The following is a 22,887-nucleotide window of genomic DNA, read 5'->3' as shown; positions in this document are numbered from 1 at the left end:
GACCGATCCACGGTGATCACAGTCTCGCGATCAGGGCCGTTCGACACTGTTTTCCTTCCTCACCGCGATTGACTCGGCAAGGCGCGCTCCTATGTTGCGCCGGCTTGCAGCAGTTAAAAGCGAACCCGCAAGCAGAAAGGTCACCGCGCCATGCCTGGCGACAGTCACAGTCGAACGCAACCGCCGTCCGCCTAGACGTGACCTGAATGGTTCATGTCCTGCCGGACGGCAAGGAGTGAGCCATGAACGATTTTTTCCCCGTAGCGGACGACGAGGCCGTCGCCATCGCCCGCATCCTTGCCAATGATCACGTCGCCGACCTTGTCGAGGCGCTCAACCATGAATCGCGCGAAACCGCGACGGAGCTGCTTTGCGCCGTACCCTTCGAACGGCTGGTCGAGATTTTCGACCAGCCTGAGCTCGAAGGCGCGCCCGAACTGGCGGAGGCCCTGCCTCGTCCCAAGGCGAGCAAGCTGCTCACCGCCATGTCCGTCGACCGCGCGGCCGACATCCTGCGCGAGCTCGACGAGCCGGCACGCTCCGAGCTGCTCGGTGCGCTGGCGCCGCCGCTGCGCGCCACCCTGCTTTCCATTCTGGGCTATCCCGAAGGCAGCGCCGCCTCGATCATGACGACGGAGTTCGTCAGCGTGCCCTCCGACTGGACCGTCGGACGCACGCTCGAATACATCCGCAAGGTCGAACGGACGCGCGAGACCGTCTATGCAATCTACATCGTCGATCCGCGGACAAATCTCCTGGTGGGGTCGACGGGCTTGCGTCGGCTCATCACCGGTGAACCTGACGACCCGATCCTGTCGGTAGCGCCGGACCGCGTGCCGGTGACGGTCACTCCGCTGACGGATCGTGAACACCTGGCGCAGACGATCTCCAAATACGATCTGCTCGCCGTCCCGGTCGTCGACAACGGCAAGATCCTCGGCATCGTCACCATCGACGACATCATCGACACGATGATTGAGGAGACGACCGAAGACGTGCATCGCTTTGGCGGCATGGAGGCTTTGGACGAGCCGTATATGAAGATGAGCTTTCTCGCCATGATCAAGAAGCGCGGTGGTTGGCTCTGTGCGCTGTTCATCAGCGAGATGCTGACGGCCAATGCCATGCAAAGCTATGAGGGCGAGCTGGAGAAGGCGATCGTGCTGACGCTGTTCATCCCGCTGATCATGAGCTCCGGCGGCAATTCCGGCTCGCAGGCGACCTCGCTGGTCATCCGCGCGCTGGCGCTGCGCGAAATCGGCCTTCGTGACTGGTGGCGGGTGGCGCTGCGCGAACTGCCTACCGGTCTCGTGCTCGGCGCCATGCTGGGCGTGGTCGGCGTCTGCCGCATCGCGCTATGGCAATATACGGGCTTCTATGACTATGGCCCGCACTGGCCGCTGATTGCCGCAACCGTTGGTGCCGCACTGGTCGGCATCGTCACCTTCGGTTCGCTGTCGGGGTCGATGCTGCCTTTCGCCCTGAAACGGATCGGTTTCGACCCCGCCAGTGCATCCGCACCGTTCGTCGCCACGCTGGTCGATGTCACCGGACTGGTGATCTATTTCTCGGTGGCGCTCGTCATCCTGCGCGGCACCTTGCTGTAGCGGTTCGACTGCCGCCGCCGGCCGTGGCTGGCGGCGGCAGCGCCGCGTCAGGCGACGTCAGACGCGCTCGCCGTCCTTCACTCGATAGGTCGGCTTGTACATGGTGACGAGCTCTTCGGAGGCGGTCGGGTGCACGGCCATTGTGCGGTCGAAGTCGTCCTTGGTCAGTCCGGCCTTCAGGGGGATGCCGAGCAGCTGTGCCATTTCGCCGGCATCCGGCCCCAATATGTGGGCGCCGAGAACCCTGCGCGAAGCGCCATCGACGACCAGCTTTATCAGCATCTTTTCGTCACGGCCCGACAGCGTGTGCCGCATCGGCCGGAAGCTGGCGCGGTAGATTTCGACATCGGCGAAGCGCTTTACGGCTTCGTCTTCCGACAGGCCGACCGTGCCGATTTCCGGTTGCGAGAAGACAGCCGTTGCGATCGTGTCGTGGTCGGGCGCCGTCGGATTGTCCTTGAAGGCCGTCTCGACGAAGCACATGGCTTCGTGAATCGCCACCGGGGTCAGCTGCACGCGGTTGGTGACATCGCCGATCGCCCAGATATTGTCGATGCTGGTGCAGGAATACGGGTCGACCTTGATCGCACCGGTCGCGGCGGTCATATCGAGGCCTATGCCTTCCAAGCCCATATTCTCGGTGTTGGGGATGCGGCCGATGGCCAGCATCACCTGATCGACCGTCAGCACCTGCCCCCCGATGAGCTGCGCGTCGAGCCGTCCGTCCGGCCGCTTGCTGACCGATTCGGAGACGGAATGGCAAAGGATCTTTATCCCCTTCTTCTCCATCGTCTCATGCAGCGTGCGCCGCAGGTCCATGTCGAAGCGGCCGAGGATTTCCTTGCCGCGATAGACCAGTGTGGTGTCTACGCCGAGGCCATGGAAGATGTTGGCGAACTCGACCGCGATATAGCCGCCGCCCTCAATCATGATCGCCTTTGGCAGTTCCTTGAGGTCGAAAGCCTCGTTGGAAAAGATGCAGTGTTCGTGGCCGGGCAGCGCCGGATGCGCTGCCGGACGGCCGCCGGTGGCGATCAGGATCTGATCGGCGGTGACGGTGCGGTCCTCGCTCAGGAGGTGGATCACGTGCGGGTCGACGATCATCGCCCGCGTGTGAAACGTCTCGCCACCCGAACCCTCGACATTCTTCTTGTAGATCGCTTCCAGCCGGCTGATCTCGCGGTCCTTGTTGGCGACCAGCGTCTGCCAGTCGAAACTGGCTTCCGGCACTGTCCAGCCATAGCCGGCGGCGTCGGCGAAATGCTCGGGAAATTGCGAGGCATAGACATAGAGCTTCTTCGGCACGCAGCCCCTGATGACGCAGGTGCCACCGAAACGGTATTCTTCGGCAATGCCAACGCGTTTGCCGAGCGCTGCCGCGACCCGCGCCGCCCTCACCCCTCCGGAGCCGCCGCCGATGACGAAGAGGTCGTAGTCATAACCGGCCATGAAGCGGCTCCTTGAACGCCAAAATGCGACTGACAGGTAGGCCGCAAACCGTCAAAAGAAAAGCCCGGACAAGCCGGGCTTCACAGATGGCCGCGAGGCCGTCGGAAAGATCACGATCAGTTCTGCGTGCCGTCCGACGGCGCAGAACCGTCGGCGGGGGCCGCGCCATCCGCAGGAGCAGCACCGTCCGCGGGCGCGGTTGCATCGGCGGGTGCGGCCGGCGCCTTGGCTTTTGCCGCCGCTGCCAGAGTCTCGCCGACTTGCTGGGCGAGATCGCGCGCGACGCCGTTCTGCCAGATGTCGGCGGCCTTGACGAGGTCACGCGTCACGGTCGGGCCGCTGTCGAGCAGCTTCTTGCCGGACTCGGAGCTGTAGAAAGCCGCGATGTCGGAGAGTTCCTTTTCGGAAAACACCTTCGCATAGGCAAGAGCCGCTTCCTTCTCGAGATCCGCACGGCGTGAGGCCATCGCCAGCGCCTTCTCGTTGATCGTCTTGCCGATCAGTTCCTGCATGTCCGGGTTCTTCTGGATAAGCTGCGATTCGAGCGCCGCGGCGGCCTGCGGCAGGATGTTGTCGAACGGGTCGGTCGCGTGGATCGCGGCGACCGCGGCGCGTGCGGCCTTCAGATGCGATTCCGTGACGTCCTGCGCGAAGACAGGCGAGGAGAACGCGAAGACGGCCGAAGCCGCCACAAGGACGGAAAGACGGCGAACCCGGTTATGCAACATCATGATCGGTAGAACTCCCTGGTTTTCGGGCGGCATGGACAGTTTGGATACCGTCGCCGCCGGCGATGATGGCCGCTGACGCCAGCCCGATGAAAAGACCATGCTCGACCACGCCAGGAATGGCGTGGAGAGCATTCGAAAGCGCTCTTGTATCCGGAATGCGGCCAAAAGATGCATCGAGGATAAAATGGCCGCCGTCTGTAACAAAAGGCTGGCGTCCCGTCATCCTCAATGTCACCGGACCCGAAAGGCCGAGATTTCCAGCCGCCATGACCACGGCGATCTCGGTCGCGCGCAGGCCGAACTGGTTGACTTCGATTGGAAGCGGAAACCGGCCGAGTGTCTCGACCATCTTCGATCGGTCTGCGATGACGATCATGCGCTGCGAGGCCGCGGCCACGATCTTCTCGCGCAGCAGCGCCCCGCCGCCGCCCTTGATCAATGTCAGCTCCGGGTCGACCTCGTCGGCACCGTCGACGGTGAGATCGAGCTCAGGCGTTTCCTCCAGCGTCGACAGCGGCACGCCGAGTTCGCGGCACAGCGCAGCAGTGCGTTCAGAGGTCGGCACGCCTGTTATGGTCATGCCGGTGGCGACCTTGTCGGCAAGCAGCCGCACGAACTCCTCGGCAGTGGTGCCGGTTCCGATGCCGAGCCGCATGCCGTCGCTGACATGGGCAAGGGCCGCCCGCGCGGCCTCGACCTTCAATTGCCTCGCATCCATGCTGCTTTGCTGCCCCGAAACCGAATGCATGTCGCCCAAAATGACCTCGGCTTTGGGAAAACGACATGCATGAAAGAAAGACCTGAAGCGCGCCGCATGAGTCTGTTTCGACGCGACGCGCTTTAGCGTTTTCGGCTCCTAGCATTTTTGCAGGCCGGGTCAAAGCCCTTGGCAGCCGCCCCGCCGGTCTGCTTGCCTTAACGCGTCGCAGCCGTTATCGCCTGCCATGCACAAACCTGCGCAGGATGGATCATGACTCGCCCGATCATCGTGTTCGACCTCGATGGAACGCTGATTGACACGGCGCCGGACCTGCTCGACAGCCTCAACCACAGCCTGGCGGCCAGCGAACTATCGGCCGTCGACGAAGCCGGCTTCAAACGCTTCGTCGGCCATGGCGGCCGGGTGATGATCGAACGGGCGCATGCCGCGCAGCAACGATCCCTCAAGGTCGAGGAGCACGACCGGCTGCTGAAACTGTTCCTCGATCACTACACCGACAACATTCCGGGCAAATCCCGCCCCTACCCCGGCGTGACCGAGGCGATTGCCCGTTTTGAGAAGGCCGGCTATCTGCTGGCAATCTGCACGAACAAATACCAGGCCAATTCGCTGGCGCTGATCGAAGCACTCGGCTTGACCAGGCATTTCGCGGCAATTGCCGGGCAGGACACGTTCGCGTTCCGCAAGCCCGATCCGCGCCACCTGATCGAGACCATCAAACTCGCCGGCGGTGATCCGCACCGCGCCTTGATGGTCGGCGATTCGCAAACCGATATCGACACCGCCAAGGCGGCCGGCATTCCTGTCGTCGCCGTCGATTTCGGCTACACCGACCGTCATGTGCGCGAGTTCGAGCCCTCGGCGGTGATCTCGCATTTCGATGCGTTGACGCTCGATCTGGCGCAAAGGTTGATCGGCGCCGCCGCACACTGAGCGCCACGATGAAAATCTCTGCGGAACGGGCCTTGGCGAGACCGCAAATCCGATCTGTGTGACAACACCAGACGCTGCCTTGACTTAATGGGTCGGCCTCCCTTATATCGCGGCTCGCTTGGCCTTCGGGCAACGAGCGGGCGATTAGCTCAGCGGGAGAGCACACCCTTCACACGGGTGGGGTCGCAGGTTCAATCCCTGCATCGCCCACCATCTGTTTGCTGAACATCACATCGGCAGCTACAGCCCGCCTTCCCCTTTGGCGCTCTGCCTTTCCGCACAGGCGCTGAACGCCGGAACACCCACATGCGGAACAAACCTGCATGACAGCGAGTTTCCTTGCGTCGAAACTTGAGGGAAAACCATGTCCAGATTTCTGCTTGCGGCCTCCGTCGTCGTTCTTTTCGCCGCCGGACCCGCCTTTGCCGCGGATGAAACTGCACTGCCGCCACCCAATGCCAAGAAGCTGTCGGAGATCATCGCCAAGGTCGAGCAGCGTGACGGGTTTCGGTACGTGAAGGAGGTCGACTGGGACAAGGACGGCTACACCGTCACCTACTATACCTCGGACAAGGCAAAGGTCGAAATCGTCTTCGATCCTGTGACGGCCGAACCAAAATAAGGTTCGCGGACATCACGTCGCGAATGCGCTGCGTCTGCGTGTTCTCAACGACAAAACGAGCGTCAAAATTGTCCATCCTGGCGTATGTTAGGCTGGGCGCGGGGCCGCGCCTTCGGCAATCCTGTTGGCTTGGGGGCCATGATGCGATGTTTCGTTAGACCCTATCTTCTGTCTGTATTCGCCATCGTCTCAGCCGGCGGCTTCCTTGCCGTTTCTCCGGCATTGGCGGACGGGCCGTCCTTCGACTGCGGCAAGGCAAACCTGCCGGCGGAAAAGGCGATCTGCGCCGACCCGCAGTTGTCGGCGATCGATCTGCTGGTTTCGAAGGCTTACAAGGAATTCGAGCCGGCGTTCGGCGGCGACAAGCGCAAGATTGCCCGCGGGCTGATCGCCGATCGCAATGCTTGCAAGAGCGATACCCCCTGTATCGCCAGCGCGCTCGACAACGCCTTGCAGACCTATGGAAATGCGCCGTCCTGGGTGCAGGACTACACCATCGCGCTGATCGGCAAGAAGGCGCTGGACGCTGCTGCACGGAATCCCGGCAATAAGGACCAGCCCCTGCCCTCGGCGATTGGCCAATGCGCGTCGACGCATATCGAGACGCTGACCACGCGGCTTGGCGACGATCCGCTGGAAACGGCTACTCCCGAAGCGGGCAGCGCGGCCACATTCACCAATGGCGGCGGCGCCGTATCCTATGATCGCGAGGCTGGCCTTGCCGCCGCCAAGGTCGGCGAACCCGTCGTCATGTGCTTGATCTCCATTCCCAGGGACTGCCCCAAGGACGACGACCGTGGCCGGGTTTATTATTCCGTCGACCTCGTCGCGAAAGGCTCCTGGGCTCTCCCGGATTCGCAGCATATGTGCGGCGGCGCCTGAGCTGCGGGATTTTCACCAGCGAGCCCAGGAATGCTCCGTCTCCCCTTGCGTCAATTCGCCATTGATGGCTGATTGTGGAGGGACCGCGCTTCAGGGGGTGGGTATGTCGGCTGCGAAGCACTTGATGAAGCGCGTCCTCATGATGCTGGCCGGCTATCTCGTCGCCATACTGGTTGGTCTGATCGCCGTCGTGGCGATCTATGCCGCGCTGAGTTCCCTGCCCAACGCGCCAGCCTATTTCGACCTCATGGGGGTCTCGCCGATCGCGGCCTTTGTGGTACCGCCGCTCGGCATGTTCATCTATTTCCTGACCATCGTGGTGACCGCGCCCCAGACGCTGATTTTTGCGCTGATCGCCGAATTCTTCTCTCTTCGCAACGCTATGCTGCACATGGTCTTCGGCGCCGCGGCTGCGGCCGGAGGTTTCTTCCTGATCTGGCCGGGCGCGGCGGAGGACGTGGATCTGGAGCGCTGGGCCGACATCGGCATCATAGCCGCCGCCGGTCTGGTTGCCGGGCTGGTCTATTGGCTGATCGCCGGGCGCGACGCCGGTTTCAGGCGCTCGCTGTCGGAGCGATAACGACTAGCTCGAGGGTGAGCGCACCGCCTCGGTTGCGTCCAGGGCCTGCTTCAGCCGGGAATCGCGATCGTAGACGTCGCTGAAATACTCGACCTTGCCGGACATGTCGGGCCAGGCGGTGAAATAAGCGACATAGACTGGGATCGTGCGTGTCACATCCTCGGTCGAGTGTCCGTGCTTCAATTTCTCCGCGATATAATCGACCGAGGTGCCGAGCACTGCCGCCGCCATGCCGCGCGGATCCTGCAGGCGCACGCAGCCATGGCTGAGTGCGCGCATATCCTGCTTGAAGAACGATTTCTGCGGCGTGTCGTGCATGTAGATCGCGTGCTTGTTGGGGAACAGGATCTTCAGTTCGCCCAGAGCATTGGCCTCGCTCGGCTGCTGGCGCACATTATAGGGAATGTTGGCGCCATAAGCGCCCCAGTTCACCGCCGACGAAGGGATGCGCTTGCCGCGTGAATCCGTCACCTCGTAGCCGGCCCGGTCAAGATAGCCGGGATCGCCGCGCAACCTCGGCAGCATTTCGTTGACGATGATCGACTGCGGCACGCCCCAGTAGGGGTGGAAATCGACCTGCTTGATCTGGTCGTAGAAGAAGGCGGTCTGGTTGGTGACGCGGCCGACGACGGCACGCGTCTTCAATTTTTCCTGGCCGTCGTCGATATAGCTTGCGGTGAAGGCAGGCTGGTTAATGAAAACACGCGGGCTGCCGAGATCGGAAGGCAGCCAGCGCAGTTCTTCCAGCGCCACCTCCACCTTCAGCAGCCTGTCGGCCTTCGACGTCCCGGCCAGCGTGGCGACCGTGCGTGGACCGATGACGCCATCGCCCTTCATGCCTTCCTTCTGCTGCACCGCCTTGATCAGCGGCACCAGCTCGGGAACGTAGACTTCGCTGGTTGCCAGCCGCGACAGGACCTCGCCATAGGTGCCGCCCATCTCGTCATCGAGATTACGCGCGATCAGCGACAGCAGCTTCGGCAATTCGGGGCTGGTTTCGCCTGGCTTCAGCAGCAGCTTGGGATCGACGACGATTTCGTTCTCGGCGCTCGCCTGCAGCGCTTCCAGTTCGACGCGCAGCGCCTGATATTCCGCATTCTGCGGATGGCGCGATTCCAGATAGGTGCGAACCTCCTGGGTATGCGCCAGAGTCTTCAGCACGCCCATCATGTCGAGCGGCTTGGCCGGGAAATCGTAGTAGCCGGTCATGCGGTTGGGCTCGACACGGCCATTCTGGGCGTCATGGGCATAGCGCAGGACACGTGCCGACAGCGCCATCTCGAATCGCACGAGCTCCTTCAGCTTGACCTCGTCGTCCGCCGAGGACGAACTGGCGGCAGGCACATCGACCGTGTAGTCGGCAGGCGTGAGGCCGTAGCTTGCAGCCTCGCCAAGCACCCGCACGGCATCCTGCGCGCGGTTGTTCGGGGTGGTTCCGGTCACCCAGATGAAATCCGGGTTGGCCGAGTAATAGGCGATCAGCGCCTTGGCGATGTCGGGCTCGGCATAGAGTTCATAGTCGGCGAGCCCAGCAATGGCTTCATGGAAGGCAGCACCCGTGGCCGAAGGCACGAAAGCGGCGTCTTGCGGTGCAGCCGGCTGCGGCGCCGTCGCCAGCGTCGAGAAGTCGACACGCACCAGCTTGTCGGCCTTGTAAGTATAGTAGGACGGACTGCTGATCCTCACGCCGCCGCCGGCCGGAGCGTTCGGCTTGGGTTTGTGCTTTGGCGGAGGAGGCGGAAACTCGCCTTTCGGCTCATGCCTGATGCCACCGCCGAACAGCATGTCGAAAAATCCCTGGGCTCCTGCCTGAGGCATGCCGAAAGCCAGCGTCGCCGTAATCGCCACCAGCGGCATCACGGTTGCTTTTTTACCGAGGAATTTCATGGATCACCCGCTCCGGTCGCAACCGGTTCCCGTTCCGCACGCTAGACCGTCCCGCTCACCGCATGGCGGATGTAAGGCGCGACTATACCGATTCATACCGATTTCGTTAAGCTTTCATAAATTTCGGCAGGGCTGTTGCAGAACGGTTTCACAACATCGTGACGGCCGGCGCGACCGAACTGTCGCGCCGGCCCGGGAATCCCTGTGGCTTACGCGTTTGCGCCTCCATCGATGGTCAGCGCGGCTCCGGTGACGAACCTGCCCTCCGGTCCGGCGAGCCAGGCAACCATGCCGGCGATATCGTCCGCCTGGCCGAATCGCGGGGTGGCCATCTTCTGGCGCTGATGCTCGGCATGCGGGCCGTCGGCCGGGTTCATGTCGGTGTCGGTCGAACCGGGATGGACGACATTGGCGGTGATGCCGCGTGACCCGAGGTCGCGGGCCAATGCCTTGGTCAGGCCGACCAGCGCCGCCTTGCTGGCCGAGTAGGCGCCCAGGCTGGTGTCGGTGACCCGCTCGGCCAGATTGCTGCCGATCGAGATGATCCTGCCGCCCTCGCCCATGTGCCTTGCCGCCGCTTTCGAGGCGATGAACGGCGCTCTCAGATTGATCGACATGGTTTCGTCGAAATCGGCAAGCGACAGCGCATCGATCGGCGCGGCGCGCCAGATGCCGGCACTGTTGACCAGGATGTCGAGCCGGCCGAAGGCAGTCACAGCATCGGCCACCGCCTGGTCTATGGCCTCGGCGTCACGGTTGTCGGCTTTAATGGCGATGGCGCGACCGCCCTTGGTCTCTATCTCAGCGACGACGGACCGAGCCTGCTCCTCGCCATGCACATAGGTCAGCGCCACATCGGCCCCCTCCGCCGCCAACCTTCGTGCAATGGCCGCGCCGATACCGCGGCTGCCTCCGGTGACGAGTGCTGCCTTGCCGTTCAAATTTCCTGATGACATCGGTTTCTCCATTTATGTAGCGATTGATACATAAATACCTGCCAGCCTTGCCTGGCCGCGTCAACTCATTTATGTATCGATCAACACAGAAAAGAGCATCATGTCGGAAAGAGGTCGTCCCCGCATCTTCGATCGAACCGCGGCCTTGCGGCGCGCGATGGACGTGTTTTGGGCCAAGGGCTATGAAGGCGCATCGATCAGCGATCTCGCCGTGGCAATGGGCATAAATTCGCCGAGCCTCTACGCCGCCTATGGCAGCAAGGAGGCCCTGTTCCTCGAGGCGACCGATCTCTATTCCCGCGTTGAGGGCGCCGACATCTGGCTCGCGCTGGAAGAGGCGCCAACGGCGCGGCTTGCGATCGAGCGGTTCTTGCGCCGGACCGCGAAGGCCTATTCGCAAAGCGATCGTCCGCAGGGCTGCCTGATTACGCTGGGTGCGCTGCACGAAGACTCGAGCCGGGGCGCGATCTGCGCGGATTTGCGGCGCCGGCGCGCCGAGAATCTAGCCGCGCTGAAGAAGCGTCTGCAGCGCGGCGTGGCCGAGGGTGAATTGCCTGCCGACTTCGATTGCCTTGCAGCCGCGACCTTTTTCGCAACAGTCCAGCATGGCATGTCGATTCAGGCGCGTGACGGCGCTTCCCGCGCCGCCCTGATGGCGACGGTAGCCGGGGCAATGGCCGCTTGGAAGGCCATGGCCGGCACCATCGAGGCGTGACAAACACCATCCGTTGTGCTCGAAATCCGACTTGCCAGCAAACTTGCGGCCGGAGGGAACCACGTGAAAAAAGGGTATCGCGAACTGCTGGATGAAGCCAATGCCGAGATCGAAGTGGTTTCGCCCGAGGAAGCGGCAGGGCTGCTTGAGGACGAAGACACCATCTTCGTCGATCTGCGCGATCCTCGTGAAATCGAACGCGACGGCAGAATTCCCGGCGCCAAGCACGTCACGCGTGGCATGCTGGAGTTCTGGATCGATCCCGAAAGCCCCTACCACAAGCCTTTCTTCGCTTCCGGAAAAAGCTTCGTCTTCTTCTGCGCCGGCGGCTGGCGTTCAGCGTTGGCTACCAAGACGGCGCAGGACATGGGTCTTTCCCCGGTCAAACACATCCTCGGCGGCTACACGGCCTGGAAGGCTGCCGGACTGCCTGTAGAGCCCGGAGACAAGAAGAAATAGCCTGAGTGCCGCTCAGTGGAGCAGCGACGGGTTCTGCTGCATGGTCACGAAGCCGACGGCGCGTTCAACCACGCCCTTGTCGGCCAGAATGCGGCGATGGCCGAGCCCGTCGGCCCAGTGCAGCCGTACATGGTCGCCGGCGCCGGCATAGCGTCGTGCATGTTCAGCCGGCACCTCCCGGTCGTCGGGCGCGTGGATGACCAACGTCGGCACGGGCGCCTGGGCGAGCTGCCGGTCACCGGTGAATTCGTGCAACGGCCGGCCGGAGAGATATTCGACGCGGTCAGCCATGGCGACCTGCGAGCGGGGACCGACATTGAGCATGCGGCTGAAGTCGGCGAAGATTGCCGGCAGCGAGCTTGGTGCCGCGATCAGCACAAGACGTGCGGCCGACAGCGGCGGGATGTCCTTGACGGAGCCGGCGATGGCATTGGCGGCAACGGCGCCTCCGAAGGAATGGCCGACGGCAGCCACGAACGGCCCAAACCATTCGCCGGCCACTCTTGCGGCTTCGACGGCATTGACCATGTTCAGGTGCCTGCCCTGCGAATGGCCATGACCGGGAAGATCGAGCGAGACGACCTTGTAGCCGGCGGCGCGAAAACCTTCGATCAGCACGCGCATATATTCGGTACGCGAGCGCCAGCCATGGATGACGAGGACGGTGCCGGCGGACTCGCGGCCCGGCTCGGGGCGGAATTCATGAACCATGACGCAGCCGGTCGCGGTCTTCAGCCGGTGATGCCGCGCCTCGGCCATGAACTCCGCGGCGCGGTCGATGGCGCGGCGCTCGCCGTCGGTCAGTGTCCTGGTGCTTGGCGTACGGCAGAACAATTCGAAAGCCGCACGCCCGGTGATGCGCGGCGCGACATGTTCGGCCGCACCAAACACACCTCGGATGACCTTCAGCCCGAATGATGCCATAGTCAGAATCCATCCATACGTTCAAGCATGAACATAATAGTTCAAAGATGAACAATAAACAAGAGCTACCCTGGGACAACCCGCGTTTTCGCAACTGGGTCGCGGTGGCGCGCGCCTGCCATGTGCTGGAGCGCACGCTGGCGGTGAAACTTGCGCCGCTCGACCTTAAGCCGGCGCAGCTCGACGTGCTGATGAACCTCTACCGCCACCCGGGCATGTCGCAGCACGACCTCGCCCGCAAGCTGCTCGTCGGCCGCTCCAACATCACCATGCTGTTGCCGCAGTTGGAGACGCGTGGCCTGCTGCGGCGCGAAGGCGATGAGAAGGACAAGCGCATCTTGCGGCTTACGCTGACCGAAGCCGGCGAGGCGCTGCTGATGCGGGCGTTGAAAGTGCATATGGCGCTGATCGAGAAGGCGATGAGCCAGTCGACGCCGGAACAATGCGACATGATCGGCGAGCAGATGCGCAATATCTATGACGTGCTGAACGAGGCGTGATCGCGCTTCCAGGCGATCACCACATCGACTTCTTCGCCCGCTCCGGCCACTCCCTGTCGTAGGTTTCGCCGTCGATATTCTTGCGGCTGGTGATTTCCAAAATCCTTCCGGGTGTCGGCAGCGACTTCGGGTCGACATGCTTGGCAGGGTTCCACAGTTCCGACCGCACGATGGCGCGAGCGCACTGGAAATAGACCGAATCGACATCGATCACGGTGACCGAACGCGCAGGCTTGCCGTCGACCATGAACGACGCGCACAACGCTGGGTCCGTGGTGATATGGGCCCGGCCGTTGATGCGCAGCGTCGTGCCGGAGCCCGGCACCAGGAACAAAAGGCCGACGCACGGATCCCTGATGATGTTCTTCAGCGAATCGGCACGGTTGTTGCCGCGCCGGTCCGGCATCATCAGCGTTTTCACATCGACGATGCGCACGAAGCCCGCGAGATCGCCGCGCGGCGAACAATCCAGCCCCTCCGGGCCGCTGGTGGCTAGCGCGACAAAGGGCGAGGCTTCGATAAAGGCGGCGTATTCGGGAATGACATGGTCGAGTTCCTTGACCACCGAGGCCTCGCCCGGCAATCCGTAAAGGGCTTCGAGTTGTTCGACTGTGGTGATGACCGACATTTTTTCCGTCTCCCGTTCCGCCCCCTACGCCCGATCGGTGACGTTTTGACGACGCAATGGCGGCTAACGATCGCGGCTCAGGCCCTTCTCGTCGAGTTCCGCGAGATAGGCATTCCAGCGCGCATCCTTCTCATGGCCGAGCGTGTGCAGGTAATTCCAGGTGAAGATGCCGGTGTCATGGAAGTCGTCGAAGGTGATTCGCACCGCATAGTTGCCGACCGGCTCGATCTTCAGGATGGCCACATCGCGTTTGCCGGGAACCGTCACCCGCTGTTCGGGCGAATGGCCCTGCACTTCCGCCGACGGTGAGGCGACGCGCAGCAGCTCGGCCGGCAACTCGAACGGCTGGTGGCCGGGAAAGGTCACGGTGAGCAGCTTGCGGTCCTTGGAGACCCTCAGTTCTTTCGGAGCCGTCATGATCGATCCTGCCTGAATTTGCCCTTCCCTACGCTGCTTCGCGCCAAGCGAAAAGGTATGGGATCGTGCCGACACGCAATGTCGGTCGCGGAATGTTACCAAAGATCGAGGCCGGCTATCTTGAATGGCGGGCTGGATCGTATCACATAGCTGTATATAACGGCGCCGTTAACGGCCACGGAAACGCTCGAACATGAACATGATCGACCCCTTCGGTCGCACCATCAGCTATCTCAGAGTGTCGGTCACCGACCGCTGCGATTTCCGCTGCACCTATTGCATGGCCGAGGATATGGCCTTCCTGCCCAAGAAAGACCTGCTGTCGCTGGAAGAACTCGACCGGCTCTGCACCGTGTTCATCGAAAAGGGTGTCAAACGGTTGCGCCTCACCGGCGGTGAGCCGCTGGTGCGCAAGAACATCATGCATCTGGTGCGCCAGCTTTCGCGGCACCTCGACAGCGGCGCACTGGAAGAACTGACGCTGACCACCAACGGTTCACAGCTTTCGCGCTTCGCCGCCGAGCTCGCCGATTGCGGCGTCAAGCGCATCAATGTTTCGCTCGACACGCTCGATGCCGACAAGTTCCACGCAATCACCCGCTGGGGTTATCTCGGCAAGGTCATGGCGGGCATTGATGCCGCCCAGGCGGCTGGATTGAAAGTCAAGCTCAACGCGGTGGCGCTGAAGGATTTCAATGACGTCGAACTGCCCGAAATGATGCGCTGGGCGCATGGCCGCGGCATGGACCTGACCGTCATCGAAACCATGCCGATGGGCGAAATCGACGCCGATCGCACCGACCAGTACTTGCCGCTGTCGCTGCTGCGCGCATCGATCGAGCGCCAATTCACGCTGACCGACATCCCGTTCAAGACCGGTGGCCCGGCCCGCTATGTCCAAGTCGCCGAGACCGGCGGAAAACTCGGCTTCATCACGCCGATGACGCATAATTTCTGCGAAAGCTGCAACCGGGTCAGGCTGACTTGCACGGGCACGCTCTATATGTGCCTTGGCCAGGAAGACGCGGCCGACCTGCGCGCCCCGTTGCGCGCGTCCGAAGGCAATGAACTGGTTGCCGACGCTATAGACGAAGCCATCGGCCGCAAGCCGAAGGGCCATGACTTCATCATCGACCGCCGCACCAGCCGTCCGTCGGTGTCTCGGCATATGAGTGTCACGGGCGGCTGACCTCGTCGCCTGTCCGTGCGAGAATGCCGTGCAATCATCGGCTTCGGGGCAAGGCATGCGACGGCTCTACTCAATCGTCATATCTCTTGCCGCGGTCTCGGCGAATACCGCGTTTGCCGCGCAATCCACCTACGTGAACGAGCGCTTCGGCACCGTTTGCACCTTCCCCGACGATATCTTCACCGATCGCCAGCCCGAGCCTGAGAATGGCGACGGTCAGGTATGGCTGAGCGCGGACGGCGCCAGCCTGACATGCTCCGGCATACTCAACATTGACCATGAGACGCCGAAAGACTTTGTCGTCGGCGAAAAGGCGAGCAAGGAGCCTGGCTACAAGGTCACCTACGGCAAGGCCGGCAAGGATTGGGCGGTGCTGTCGGGCGTGAAGGACGGAAAGATTTTTTATGAGCGGCGGCTGTTTGACGGGGATGGCGTCATCCGCACGATCTGGATCGACTATCCGCCGGCGCTGAAATCGAAATATGACCCGCTGGTCGGCGCCATCGCTGGCAGCCTCAAGGGGCCATGAACCGTTCGAGCTAAGAGTATTTTAGCCACACCGCAAACAAATCTCTGTCGGCAAATGTCGGTCTGATTTACTGGTCATGGTTTCCCGCCTACCCTCCGTTCCGCAGCGATTCATCGCATTTTCGGGGGATTACATCATGCGCAAACTTCTTCTCGCTTTCGCCTTGCTCGGCTTGGCTGCCCTGCCGGCGGCTGCCCAGTCGATCGGCGGCACTTACACCGTTGCCGGCACCAATTTCGATGGTTCGTCCTATGGCGGCGAAGCCACCATCACGCTGACCAGCGGCACCACCTGCACGATCCACTGGGAGACCGGCGGTTCTTCTTCCGATGGCATCTGCATGCGCAACGACAACGCATTCTCCGCTGGCTACGAAATGGGCAAGGATATCGGCCTCGTCGTCTACAAGGTCGAGGATGACGGGTCGCTGCATGGTCTGTGGACCATCGCCGGCAAGGAGGGGAACGGCACCGAGGTGCTGTCACCCAAGAAGTAGACAATCCCTCGTCCGCACCGTGTCGGGAGGCGTTGCCGCCTTCCGACAGAATTCATACCTCGTCCGGGATGGTTTCACGCCGGCGAAGATGGATATCGGGTCCTGGCCCAGCCCTTTGCCGTTGCTGTCTCGTGGCGGGCTGTTACAGCCTTGCTTGCCAAAGCAACCGGTAGATGTCTTGCCCCTTTCCCCAAATCTTCGCGGCGCGTTGTTCATGGTGGTAGCGATGGTTGGCTTCACGCTCAACGACGCCATCACCAAATACTCTTCGGAGTCGATGAATATGGCGCAGGTCATGTTGATCAGAGGGGCGTTCGCCTCGCTGTTTGTCGGTCTGCTGGCTTGGCAACGTGGCGCACTTTTTCAGCCGCGCCTGATGCTGCAGCCGCTGGTGGCGGTCCGTGTCCTGGGCGAGGCGGGCGCTACGGTGTCCTTCCTGGTCGCGCTCGCCCATTTGCCGATCGGCAGCGTTTCGGCCGTTCTGCAAGCGCTGCCGCTGGCGGTGACGATGGGCGCGGCGCTGTTTTTCGGTGAAGCGGTCGGCTGGCGGCGCTGGCTGGCGATCGCCATCGGGTTTGCCGGGGTCATCATCATCGTGCGGCCGGGTTTCGAGGGCTTCAGCATTTACTCGCTGGTGGCGCTGGCATCCGTCGCCTGCTGCACGGTGCGGGACCTTGCCACCAAGCGCATCCCCCAGGCCATCCCGACGATGCTGGTCTCGACCGCCACCGCGCTGGCCATGACCGTAGTCGGTGCGTTTTTGTTGACGCCGATGGGTGGCTGGACACCGATGACCGGCAAAAGCACGGCGCTGCTGGCGCTGGCCGCGGTGCTGGTGCTCATCGGCTACCAGTTCATCATCATGGCGATGCGATCGGGTGAGATCTCCTTCATCGCCCCGTTCCGCTACACGGCGCTCCTCTGGTCGATACTGCTTGGCTTGATTATTTTCGGTGACATACCGGACGTGCCGATGATTGCCGGCGCGGCAATAGTTGTTGGCTCGGGTCTCTATACGCTTTATCGCGAGCGGATGGTCGGCCGGCGAAAGATCGTCGCCGAAAGCACCGGCCCGGCCATGGCGCCGGAAGGACTCTAGCACCCCCTTGAAGCCGCTTGCGATTTCCCGCGGCTGGCGTACAGGCTGGATAGCATGAAGCGGGATATCGCGGGGATCATCCTGGCAGGTGGCCAGTCGAGGCGGATGGGCGGTGGCGACAAGGCGTTGCTGCCGCTGGGCGGCGGCTGCGTGCTCGACCAGGTGCTGTCGCGATTTGGCCCGCAGCTCGAGACCCTGGCGCTCAGCGCCAATGGCGATCCGGCGCGGTTCGCCCGGTTCGGGCTGCCGGTGCTTGCCGATACCATCGAAGGCTTTGCCGGGCCGCTTGCCGGAATCCTGACCGGCCTGGAATGGGCCGCCGCCGGCACGCCTCGCAGGGCGATCGTCACAGCGGCCGGCGACACGCCTTTCCTGCCGCCGGATCTCGTTGATCGTCTTGCGGCGGCGGCGCATCAACACCCCGGTTCGATCGCCGTCGCCTCTTCGGCGGGCCGGCGGCATCCGACCTTCGCGCTGTGGCCAACCGGATGCCGCGAAGCCTTGCGGCATTTCCTGGTCGATGAGGACAACAGGCGCGTTTCGGCCTTTATCGAACAACACGGCCATGTCGACGTGGAATTCCCTGTCCCGCAATCCGTCGGAATCGATCCTTTCTTCAACATCAATGTGCCGGACGATCTTGCCCAGGCTGAACAGCTGTTGCAGAGCATGTCGCCATGAACAGACGCATCTTCGGCATCACCGGCTGGAAAAACTCCGGCAAGACCACACTGACGGAAAGGCTGGTCGCGGAGCTTGTGCGGCGCGGCTGGAAAGTCTCGACGGTCAAACATGCTCATCATCATTTCGACATCGACAAGCCCGGCGCGGACAGCTTCCGCCACCGGCAGGCGGGTGCTACCGAGGTTGCGATCGTATCGGGCAGTCGCTGGGCGCTGATGCACGAATTGCGTGGCGAGCAGGAGCCGCCGCTGGACGCCATCCTGTCGCGGCTCGCCCCCTGCGACATCGTGCTGGTCGAAGGCTACAAGCGCGAATCCCACCGTAAGATCGAAACGAGGCGGCTGCAAGCGAAGGACCGGACGCCGCTTGCGGTGGATGATCCCAATATTGTCGCCGTCGCCGCGGATTTCGCCATCGCCGACCAGAGCCTGCCGGTGTTCGACCTCGATGACGCAAAATCCATAGCCGACTTCATCGAGCGCACGACCGGCCTCGTTGCTTGAGAAGTAACGTAACGGTAGAAGCCCATTACCGATTTCGGCGGTTTTGCGGTTGCTTTTTTCTTGGAAAGAGTGGGAGTATCGGCCTAGCGGGCGGTCAAAAAGCACCGCCCCACAGAGCCGTTTCGGAACGACGGCCGGGACCATAAAGAGAGGACTATCATGCGTATTGCACTGCGTATCGCGCTCGCCGCATCGGCTGCGCTGCTGACGCTCGGCGTAGCCCAGGCCCAGGAGAAGACCCTGCGGATCGGCACCGAAGGCGCCTACCCCCCCTTCAACAACCTCACCGCCGATGGCCAGCTTGTCGGCTTCGACATCGACATCGCCAAGGCACTTTGCGATGAGATGAAGGTCAAGTGCACCTTCGTCGCCCAGGATTGGGACGGCATCATCCCCGCACTTCAGGCCGGCAAGTTCGACGCCATCGTGGCCTCGATGTCGATCACGCCGGAGAGGCAGCAGAAGGTCGACTTCTCGCACAAATACTACAACACCCCGTCGGCGATCGCCGTGCCGAAGGATTCGCCGCTCAAGGGAGTGACCAAGGAAGACCTCGCCGGAAAGAATATCGGCGTCGCCACCACCACCACCCATTTCAACTATGCCTCGAAGACCTACACGGACAGCACCATTAAGGGCTATCCGAGCAGCCCCGAGGAACAGGCTGACCTCGCCAATGGCCGTCTCGACGCCATCGAGGACGATATTGTCGTGCTGCAGCAGTTTCTGGATTCGCCTGAAGGCGCCTGCTGCAAGATTCTCGGCCAGCCCTCGCCGCAACCTGTCGAAATTTTCGGACCTGGCGCCGGCATCGCCGTTCGAAAGGGCGATACCGACCTGGTCAACAAGCTGAATTCCGCCATCGACGCCATCCGCGCCAACGGAAAATACAAGGAAATCAACGACAAGTACTTCAAGTTCGACGTCTACGGCGCCGAGTCCTGATCATCATTGCCAAGGCGGCGGGTTTCCCTGCCGCCTTGTTCATCTCGGGAGCGCCGTGGGGTAAGGCCAGTCAATGCCAGTCCAAAGCATATGGACACTGCTCAGTTGGGGACCGGAGGGCTGGAGTGACGATATTGCCTATGGTGCGTTGGTCACCATCGCGCTCGCGCTTGCAACGCTGCCGATCGGCCTGACGATCGGCTTTTTCGTAGCCTGGGCCAAGCAGTCCGAAGAACCGTCGCTGCGGCTGGCCGCCAACATCTACACCACCATGTTTCGCGGCCTGCCGGAATTGGTGACGCTGTTCCTGTTCTTCTTCGGCATGCCCATCTTGCTGCAATACGTCATCCGCCTCTTCAAGCCCGAGGCAACGATCGATGTCGACAGCTTCATCGCCGGCATGATCGTGCTGTCGCTGATCTTTTCTTCCTACGCCAGCGAGGTATTCCTCTCCGCCTTTCGCGCCATTCCGAAGGGCCAGTATGAAGGCGGCTATGCAATCGGCCTGTCGAAATGGCTTACCATGCGCAAGGTGATCCTGCCGCAGCTGCTGCGCATCGCCTTTCCCGGCCTTGAGAATTGCTGGCTGAGCCTGCTCAAGGACACCGCCCTCGTCTCGGTCGTCAACCTCGCTGAAACCCTGCGCAATGCCGGCGTGGCGGCACGTGTCACCAAGCATTCCTTCCTGTTCTACAGCGTCGCCGCACTGGTTTTCCTCGTCCTGGCGATCCTGTCGTCGATCGCGACCGGGTTCATCTTGCGCTCGCTGGGGCGGAGGGAGGCACGATGAGCGTCACGGAAGCGATCTCGGTCGACCGCCCGCCGCCGCGGGCACGCGGCTGGCCGCGCACCCGCATCGTCGGTTACGCACTCGTCGGCCTCTGGATCCTCTTCGGCCTCGGTATCCTCGCCTATCTCGCCTACGCCTGGAATGGCGAGTTCTTTGCCAGGTATGCACCCGCCTATCTGCAGGGACTGTGGACCACGCTGTCGCTCGTGGCGATCTCGATGGTGGCCGGCGCGATCTTTTCGCTGCCCGTCACCTATGGCCGCATGTCGAAGAACCGGTGCTTGTCCGGCCTTGCCTATTGCTATGTCTATTTCTTCCGCGGCACACCGCTGCTCGTCCAGGTCTATCTGGTCTATTACGGGTTGGGTTCGTTCCGGCCGGAACTCAGTGCATTTGGCTTCTATTTGCCGGTCATTAGCGATTGGCAACAAATTATGCCCTACGTAAGCATCCCGACCGGGCTGGCGATCGAAAGATTCACGCTCTGGGATTTCTTCAAAGATGCGTTTTTCTGCGGCGTCTTTGCCTTTGCGCTCAACACCGCGGCCTACCAGGCCGAAATCCTCCGCGGCGCCATCGAGAGTGTTCCCAGGGGCCAATGGGAAGGTGCTGCCTCGCTCGGCCTGCACAAGCTGCAGACGCTGCGCAAGGTCATCCTGCCGCAGGCATTCATCGTTGCCTTGCGGCCCTACGGCAATGAACTGGTTCTGATGATCAAAGCCTCGGCCATCGTCGCCATCATCACGGTCTACGACTTGATGGGCAATGCGAAACTTGCCTACGCCAAATCCTTCGATTTCCAGGCCTATGTCTGGGTCGCTATCGTTTATCTGGTGATGGTCGAAATCCTGCGCCATGGCGTCGAATGGATCGAGCGCAGGATTACGATCCACCTCAATCGCTGAGCCGCTCCGGATCGGCCTGTGCCAGTCGATGCCGCACCGCGCGCCTTGACGAATTCGTCGCATGGCCTAGAGCTTCCGCAGCTGAAATCTCTGTTTCGCCGGAAGGACAAGGCATGGCATCGGTGGCATTTCTCGGTCTTGGCGTCATGGGCTATCCCATGGCCGGACACCTGAAGAACAAGGGTGGCCACGACGTGACCGTCTACAACCGCACCCAAGCCAAAGCTGAGCAGTGGGTCGCCCAACATGGCGGCGGCTTTGTCGCGACGCCGGCCCAGGCCGCCGAGGGCAAGGATTTCGTTTTTTCCTGCGTCGGCAACGATGACGACCTGCGTTCTGTGACCACGGGCCCCGCGGGCGCCTTCAAGGCGATGAAGAAAGGCTCGGTCTTCATCGACAACACCACGGCTTCGGCTGAAGTCGCGCGCGAACTGGCCGAAGCCGCGCAATCGGGCGGCTTCTCATTTCTCGACGCGCCCGTCTCCGGTGGCCAGGCCGGCGCCGAGAACGGCGTGCTGACCGTGATGGTCGGCGGCGATGAGGCCGCCTTCGACAGGGCCAGGCCAGTTATCGACGCTTTTGCCCGCATGGTTGGACTGATGGGATCGGCGGGCGCCGGACAGCTCACCAAGATGATCAACCAGATCTGTATCGCCGGGCTGGTGCAGGGGCTTTCGGAAGGCATTCATTTCGGCAAGAAGGCAGGTCTCGACATTGAGAAGGTCATCGAGGTGATTTCCAAGGGCGCGGCCGGTTCCTGGCAGATGGAAAACCGGCACAAGACCATGAATGCTGGCAAATATGACTTCGGTTTCGCCGTCGACTGGATGCGCAAGGATCTCGGCATCTGCCTTGAAGAGGCCGATCGCAATGGCGCCAGGCTGCCGGTGACCGCGCTGGTCGACCAGTTCTACAAGGACGTGCAGGCGATGGGCGGCAAGCGCTGGGACACGTCCTCGCTGCTGGCGCGGCTGGAGAAGTAGGCGCAGTGTCCCTGCCCGTTCCAGGCTGGACCGCGCAGGACATCGTCGCTCATCTGCATTCGATCGGAACCGAGGAAGTCCGCGCCGGCATGGGGCGGTTCGGTATCAACACCGCGACCGCGCTCGGTGTCGCCAATGCGGATTTGCGGCCTTTGGCGCGCAAGCTGAAGCGCGACCACAAGCGATCCCTGGCGCTGTGGGACAGCGGCGTTCGCGAAGCACGGCTGATGGCGGCCTTCACCGGCGAGCCGAAAAAGATTACCATTGAAGAATGCCGCCGCTGGGCCGGCGATTTCGATTCTTGGGAGATCGTCGACACCGTCTCGGATCTGTTCGTGGATACGCTGTTCTGGCGCCAGCTGGTCGAGGAGTTTGCCGCCGACGAGCGCGAATTCGTTCGCCGCACGGCCTTCGCGATGCTGGCATGGGCGTCAGTGCATTTGAAAAAGGAGCCGGACGCGACGTTTCTGTCCTACCTGCCGCTAGTCGAGGCTCATTCCCGCGACGAGCGCAATTTCGTCAGGAAAGCGGTCAACTGGGCGCTGCGGCAAATCGGCAAACGGTCGGTGGGTTTGCATGGCCCTGCCCTTGCCCTGGCGCAGGAACTTGCCAACTCCGCGAACAGGACGGCGCGCTGGATCGGCAAGGATGCGGTGAAAGAACTCTCGCATGCCAAAACCCACGAACGCCTCGCCACCAGAAAGACCTGACAAGGCGAGGATTGCCGCGGCCGGTTCTCGCCGACATGTGACG

27 protein-coding genes and 1 tRNA gene are annotated in these 22,887 nt (G+C 62.3%); 20 read left to right on the top strand and 8 right to left on the bottom strand.

Features of this window, described 5'->3' with window-relative positions:
- Window positions 1-242 precede the first annotated feature (242 nt).
- The gene (gene mgtE, locus MESAU_RS20085) at window positions 243-1,607 is read left to right on the top strand and encodes a magnesium transporter (protein ID WP_015317877.1); all 1,365 of its coding nucleotides are present in this window, start codon (window positions 243-245) and stop codon (window positions 1,605-1,607) included.
- A gap of 57 nt (window positions 1,608-1,664) precedes the next feature.
- Here mgtE and gor read toward each other — a convergent pair whose 3' ends face one another.
- From gor to rpiA, 3 genes are all read right to left on the bottom strand, one after another.
- Window positions 1,665-3,056 carry a glutathione-disulfide reductase gene (gene gor, locus MESAU_RS20080; RefSeq protein ID WP_015317876.1) on the bottom strand — a complete coding sequence of 464 codons (1,392 nt, stop codon included), beginning with the start codon at window positions 3,054-3,056 and terminating at the stop codon, window positions 1,665-1,667.
- 116 nt (window positions 3,057-3,172) lie between these two features.
- On the bottom strand, window positions 3,173-3,787 hold the full coding sequence (locus tag MESAU_RS20075) for a DUF2059 domain-containing protein (RefSeq protein WP_015317875.1): 615 nt from the start codon (window positions 3,785-3,787) through the stop codon (window positions 3,173-3,175).
- On the bottom strand, window positions 3,774-4,505 hold the full coding sequence (gene rpiA, locus MESAU_RS20070) for a ribose-5-phosphate isomerase RpiA (RefSeq protein ID WP_015317874.1): 732 nt from the start codon (window positions 4,503-4,505) through the stop codon (window positions 3,774-3,776). The genes MESAU_RS20075 and rpiA overlap by 14 nt, the downstream gene beginning before the upstream one ends.
- A gap of 252 nt (window positions 4,506-4,757) precedes the next feature.
- Here rpiA and MESAU_RS20065 point away from each other — a divergent pair, with 252 nt between their 5' ends.
- From MESAU_RS20065 to MESAU_RS20045, 5 genes are all read left to right on the top strand, one after another.
- Entirely contained in the window at window positions 4,758-5,441 is a 684-nt protein-coding gene (locus MESAU_RS20065) for a phosphoglycolate phosphatase (RefSeq protein WP_015317873.1), read from the top strand.
- A 138-nt stretch (window positions 5,442-5,579) separates the two neighbouring features.
- A tRNA-Val gene (locus MESAU_RS20060) sits at window positions 5,580-5,654 on the top strand.
- A 151-nt stretch (window positions 5,655-5,805) separates the two neighbouring features.
- Complete coding sequence (locus MESAU_RS20055) at window positions 5,806-6,063, top strand: PepSY domain-containing protein (RefSeq protein ID WP_015317872.1); 258 nt, start codon at window positions 5,806-5,808, stop codon at window positions 6,061-6,063.
- A gap of 141 nt (window positions 6,064-6,204) precedes the next feature.
- Window positions 6,205-6,945, top strand: coding sequence for a lysozyme inhibitor LprI family protein (locus tag MESAU_RS20050; RefSeq protein WP_245262883.1), 741 nt, complete (start codon window positions 6,205-6,207; stop codon window positions 6,943-6,945).
- Window positions 6,946-7,048: 103 nt separating this feature from the next.
- Window positions 7,049-7,525 (top strand): hypothetical protein, encoded by a 477-nt coding sequence (locus MESAU_RS20045; protein WP_015317870.1) that lies wholly within the window; start codon window positions 7,049-7,051, stop codon window positions 7,523-7,525.
- Window positions 7,526-7,528: 3 nt separating this feature from the next.
- Here the strand turns inward: MESAU_RS20045 and MESAU_RS20040 are convergent, their stop codons facing one another.
- Window positions 7,529-9,412: a L,D-transpeptidase family protein gene (locus MESAU_RS20040; protein ID WP_015317869.1), complete on the bottom strand. Its 1,884-nt coding sequence runs from the start codon at window positions 9,410-9,412 to the stop codon at window positions 7,529-7,531.
- 209 nt (window positions 9,413-9,621) lie between these two features.
- Window positions 9,622-10,368: a 3-oxoacyl-ACP reductase family protein gene (locus tag MESAU_RS20035; protein WP_015317868.1), complete on the bottom strand. Its 747-nt coding sequence runs from the start codon at window positions 10,366-10,368 to the stop codon at window positions 9,622-9,624.
- A gap of 100 nt (window positions 10,369-10,468) precedes the next feature.
- On the opposite strand from MESAU_RS20035, the gene MESAU_RS20030 reads away from it, so the two are divergent.
- Both MESAU_RS20030 and MESAU_RS20025 read left to right on the top strand, forming a co-directional pair.
- Entirely contained in the window at window positions 10,469-11,083 is a 615-nt protein-coding gene (locus MESAU_RS20030; RefSeq protein WP_015317867.1) for a TetR/AcrR family transcriptional regulator, read from the top strand.
- A gap of 63 nt (window positions 11,084-11,146) precedes the next feature.
- Entirely contained in the window at window positions 11,147-11,542 is a 396-nt protein-coding gene (locus tag MESAU_RS20025) for a rhodanese-like domain-containing protein (protein ID WP_015317866.1), read from the top strand.
- Between the two features lie 12 nt (window positions 11,543-11,554).
- Here the strand turns inward: MESAU_RS20025 and MESAU_RS20020 are convergent, their stop codons facing one another.
- Window positions 11,555-12,466 carry an alpha/beta hydrolase gene (locus MESAU_RS20020; RefSeq protein ID WP_015317865.1) on the bottom strand — a complete coding sequence of 304 codons (912 nt, stop codon included), beginning with the start codon at window positions 12,464-12,466 and terminating at the stop codon, window positions 11,555-11,557.
- Between the two features lie 47 nt (window positions 12,467-12,513).
- On the opposite strand from MESAU_RS20020, the gene MESAU_RS20015 reads away from it, so the two are divergent.
- Window positions 12,514-12,966, top strand: a complete 453-nt coding sequence (locus MESAU_RS20015; protein ID WP_015317864.1) for a MarR family winged helix-turn-helix transcriptional regulator — start codon at window positions 12,514-12,516, stop codon at window positions 12,964-12,966.
- Between the two features lie 16 nt (window positions 12,967-12,982).
- Here MESAU_RS20015 and MESAU_RS20010 read toward each other — a convergent pair whose 3' ends face one another.
- A complete protein-coding gene (locus MESAU_RS20010; protein WP_015317863.1) occupies window positions 12,983-13,594 on the bottom strand; it encodes a pyridoxamine 5'-phosphate oxidase family protein in 612 nt (203 codons plus the stop codon).
- 63 nt (window positions 13,595-13,657) lie between these two features.
- A complete protein-coding gene (locus MESAU_RS20005; protein WP_015317862.1) occupies window positions 13,658-14,011 on the bottom strand; it encodes a gamma-butyrobetaine hydroxylase family protein in 354 nt (117 codons plus the stop codon).
- Between the two features lie 193 nt (window positions 14,012-14,204).
- Between MESAU_RS20005 and moaA the strand changes: the two genes are divergently transcribed.
- From moaA to MESAU_RS19950, 11 genes are all read left to right on the top strand, one after another.
- Complete coding sequence (gene moaA / locus MESAU_RS20000) at window positions 14,205-15,200, top strand: GTP 3',8-cyclase MoaA (RefSeq protein ID WP_015317861.1); 996 nt, start codon at window positions 14,205-14,207, stop codon at window positions 15,198-15,200.
- Between the two features lie 55 nt (window positions 15,201-15,255).
- The gene (locus MESAU_RS19995) at window positions 15,256-15,729 is read left to right on the top strand and encodes a hypothetical protein (protein WP_015317860.1); all 474 of its coding nucleotides are present in this window, start codon (window positions 15,256-15,258) and stop codon (window positions 15,727-15,729) included.
- A gap of 136 nt (window positions 15,730-15,865) precedes the next feature.
- A complete protein-coding gene (locus tag MESAU_RS19990; protein WP_015317859.1) occupies window positions 15,866-16,225 on the top strand; it encodes a hypothetical protein in 360 nt (119 codons plus the stop codon).
- Window positions 16,226-16,403: 178 nt separating this feature from the next.
- Window positions 16,404-17,324, top strand: a complete 921-nt coding sequence (locus MESAU_RS19985) for a DMT family transporter (protein ID WP_015317858.1) — start codon at window positions 16,404-16,406, stop codon at window positions 17,322-17,324.
- A gap of 54 nt (window positions 17,325-17,378) precedes the next feature.
- Complete coding sequence (gene mobA, locus MESAU_RS19980) at window positions 17,379-18,005, top strand: molybdenum cofactor guanylyltransferase MobA (RefSeq protein WP_015317857.1); 627 nt, start codon at window positions 17,379-17,381, stop codon at window positions 18,003-18,005.
- Window positions 18,002-18,511 carry a molybdopterin-guanine dinucleotide biosynthesis protein B gene (gene mobB, locus MESAU_RS19975; RefSeq protein ID WP_015317856.1) on the top strand — a complete coding sequence of 170 codons (510 nt, stop codon included), beginning with the start codon at window positions 18,002-18,004 and terminating at the stop codon, window positions 18,509-18,511. Before mobA ends, mobB begins: the two co-directional genes overlap by 4 nt.
- 159 nt (window positions 18,512-18,670) lie before the next feature.
- Complete coding sequence (locus MESAU_RS19970; protein WP_015317855.1) at window positions 18,671-19,456, top strand: ABC transporter substrate-binding protein; 786 nt, start codon at window positions 18,671-18,673, stop codon at window positions 19,454-19,456.
- Between the two features lie 73 nt (window positions 19,457-19,529).
- Window positions 19,530-20,246: an ABC transporter permease gene (locus tag MESAU_RS19965; protein WP_015317854.1), complete on the top strand. Its 717-nt coding sequence runs from the start codon at window positions 19,530-19,532 to the stop codon at window positions 20,244-20,246.
- The gene (locus MESAU_RS19960; protein WP_015317853.1) at window positions 20,243-21,151 is read left to right on the top strand and encodes an ABC transporter permease; all 909 of its coding nucleotides are present in this window, start codon (window positions 20,243-20,245) and stop codon (window positions 21,149-21,151) included. Before MESAU_RS19965 ends, MESAU_RS19960 begins: the two co-directional genes overlap by 4 nt.
- A gap of 113 nt (window positions 21,152-21,264) precedes the next feature.
- Entirely contained in the window at window positions 21,265-22,134 is an 870-nt protein-coding gene (locus tag MESAU_RS19955; protein ID WP_015317852.1) for an NAD(P)-dependent oxidoreductase, read from the top strand.
- Window positions 22,135-22,139: 5 nt separating this feature from the next.
- Window positions 22,140-22,844 (top strand): DNA alkylation repair protein, encoded by a 705-nt coding sequence (locus MESAU_RS19950; protein ID WP_015317851.1) that lies wholly within the window; start codon window positions 22,140-22,142, stop codon window positions 22,842-22,844.
- The last annotated feature ends 43 nt before the right edge of the window (window positions 22,845-22,887 follow it).

This window comes from Mesorhizobium australicum WSM2073 (assembly GCF_000230995.2).
Classification (GTDB): domain Bacteria; phylum Pseudomonadota; class Alphaproteobacteria; order Rhizobiales; family Rhizobiaceae; genus Mesorhizobium; species Mesorhizobium australicum.
This window is presented reverse-complemented; position numbering and strand designations above follow the sequence as displayed.

Coding starts and splice junctions, on each gene's coding strand:
- MESAU_RS20015 (WP_015317864.1), top strand. CDS start 12,514: ATGAACAATAAACAAGAGCTACCCTGGGACAACCCGCGTTTTCGCAAC.
- rpiA (WP_015317874.1), bottom strand. CDS start 4,505: ATGGATGCGAGGCAATTGAAGGTCGAGGCCGCGCGGGCGGCCCTTGCC.
- MESAU_RS19995 (WP_015317860.1), top strand. CDS start 15,256: ATGCGACGGCTCTACTCAATCGTCATATCTCTTGCCGCGGTCTCGGCG.
- MESAU_RS19960 (WP_015317853.1), top strand. CDS start 20,243: ATGAGCGTCACGGAAGCGATCTCGGTCGACCGCCCGCCGCCGCGGGCA.
- MESAU_RS19990 (WP_015317859.1), top strand. CDS start 15,866: ATGCGCAAACTTCTTCTCGCTTTCGCCTTGCTCGGCTTGGCTGCCCTG.
- mobA (WP_015317857.1), top strand. CDS start 17,379: ATGAAGCGGGATATCGCGGGGATCATCCTGGCAGGTGGCCAGTCGAGG.
- mobB (WP_015317856.1), top strand. CDS start 18,002: ATGAACAGACGCATCTTCGGCATCACCGGCTGGAAAAACTCCGGCAAG.
- MESAU_RS20055 (WP_015317872.1), top strand. CDS start 5,806: ATGTCCAGATTTCTGCTTGCGGCCTCCGTCGTCGTTCTTTTCGCCGCC.
- MESAU_RS19955 (WP_015317852.1), top strand. CDS start 21,265: ATGGCATCGGTGGCATTTCTCGGTCTTGGCGTCATGGGCTATCCCATG.
- MESAU_RS20005 (WP_015317862.1), bottom strand. CDS start 14,011: ATGACGGCTCCGAAAGAACTGAGGGTCTCCAAGGACCGCAAGCTGCTC.
- MESAU_RS19965 (WP_015317854.1), top strand. CDS start 19,530: ATGCCAGTCCAAAGCATATGGACACTGCTCAGTTGGGGACCGGAGGGC.
- MESAU_RS20040 (WP_015317869.1), bottom strand. CDS start 9,412: ATGAAATTCCTCGGTAAAAAAGCAACCGTGATGCCGCTGGTGGCGATT.
- MESAU_RS20030 (WP_015317867.1), top strand. CDS start 10,469: ATGTCGGAAAGAGGTCGTCCCCGCATCTTCGATCGAACCGCGGCCTTG.
- MESAU_RS19970 (WP_015317855.1), top strand. CDS start 18,671: ATGCGTATTGCACTGCGTATCGCGCTCGCCGCATCGGCTGCGCTGCTG.
- MESAU_RS20065 (WP_015317873.1), top strand. CDS start 4,758: ATGACTCGCCCGATCATCGTGTTCGACCTCGATGGAACGCTGATTGAC.
- moaA (WP_015317861.1), top strand. CDS start 14,205: ATGAACATGATCGACCCCTTCGGTCGCACCATCAGCTATCTCAGAGTG.
- MESAU_RS20050 (WP_245262883.1), top strand. CDS start 6,205: ATGCGATGTTTCGTTAGACCCTATCTTCTGTCTGTATTCGCCATCGTC.
- gor (WP_015317876.1), bottom strand. CDS start 3,056: ATGGCCGGTTATGACTACGACCTCTTCGTCATCGGCGGCGGCTCCGGA.
- MESAU_RS20075 (WP_015317875.1), bottom strand. CDS start 3,787: ATGATGTTGCATAACCGGGTTCGCCGTCTTTCCGTCCTTGTGGCGGCT.
- MESAU_RS20045 (WP_015317870.1), top strand. CDS start 7,049: ATGTCGGCTGCGAAGCACTTGATGAAGCGCGTCCTCATGATGCTGGCC.
- MESAU_RS20010 (WP_015317863.1), bottom strand. CDS start 13,594: ATGTCGGTCATCACCACAGTCGAACAACTCGAAGCCCTTTACGGATTG.
- MESAU_RS20035 (WP_015317868.1), bottom strand. CDS start 10,368: ATGTCATCAGGAAATTTGAACGGCAAGGCAGCACTCGTCACCGGAGGC.
- MESAU_RS20020 (WP_015317865.1), bottom strand. CDS start 12,466: ATGGCATCATTCGGGCTGAAGGTCATCCGAGGTGTGTTTGGTGCGGCC.
- mgtE (WP_015317877.1), top strand. CDS start 243: ATGAACGATTTTTTCCCCGTAGCGGACGACGAGGCCGTCGCCATCGCC.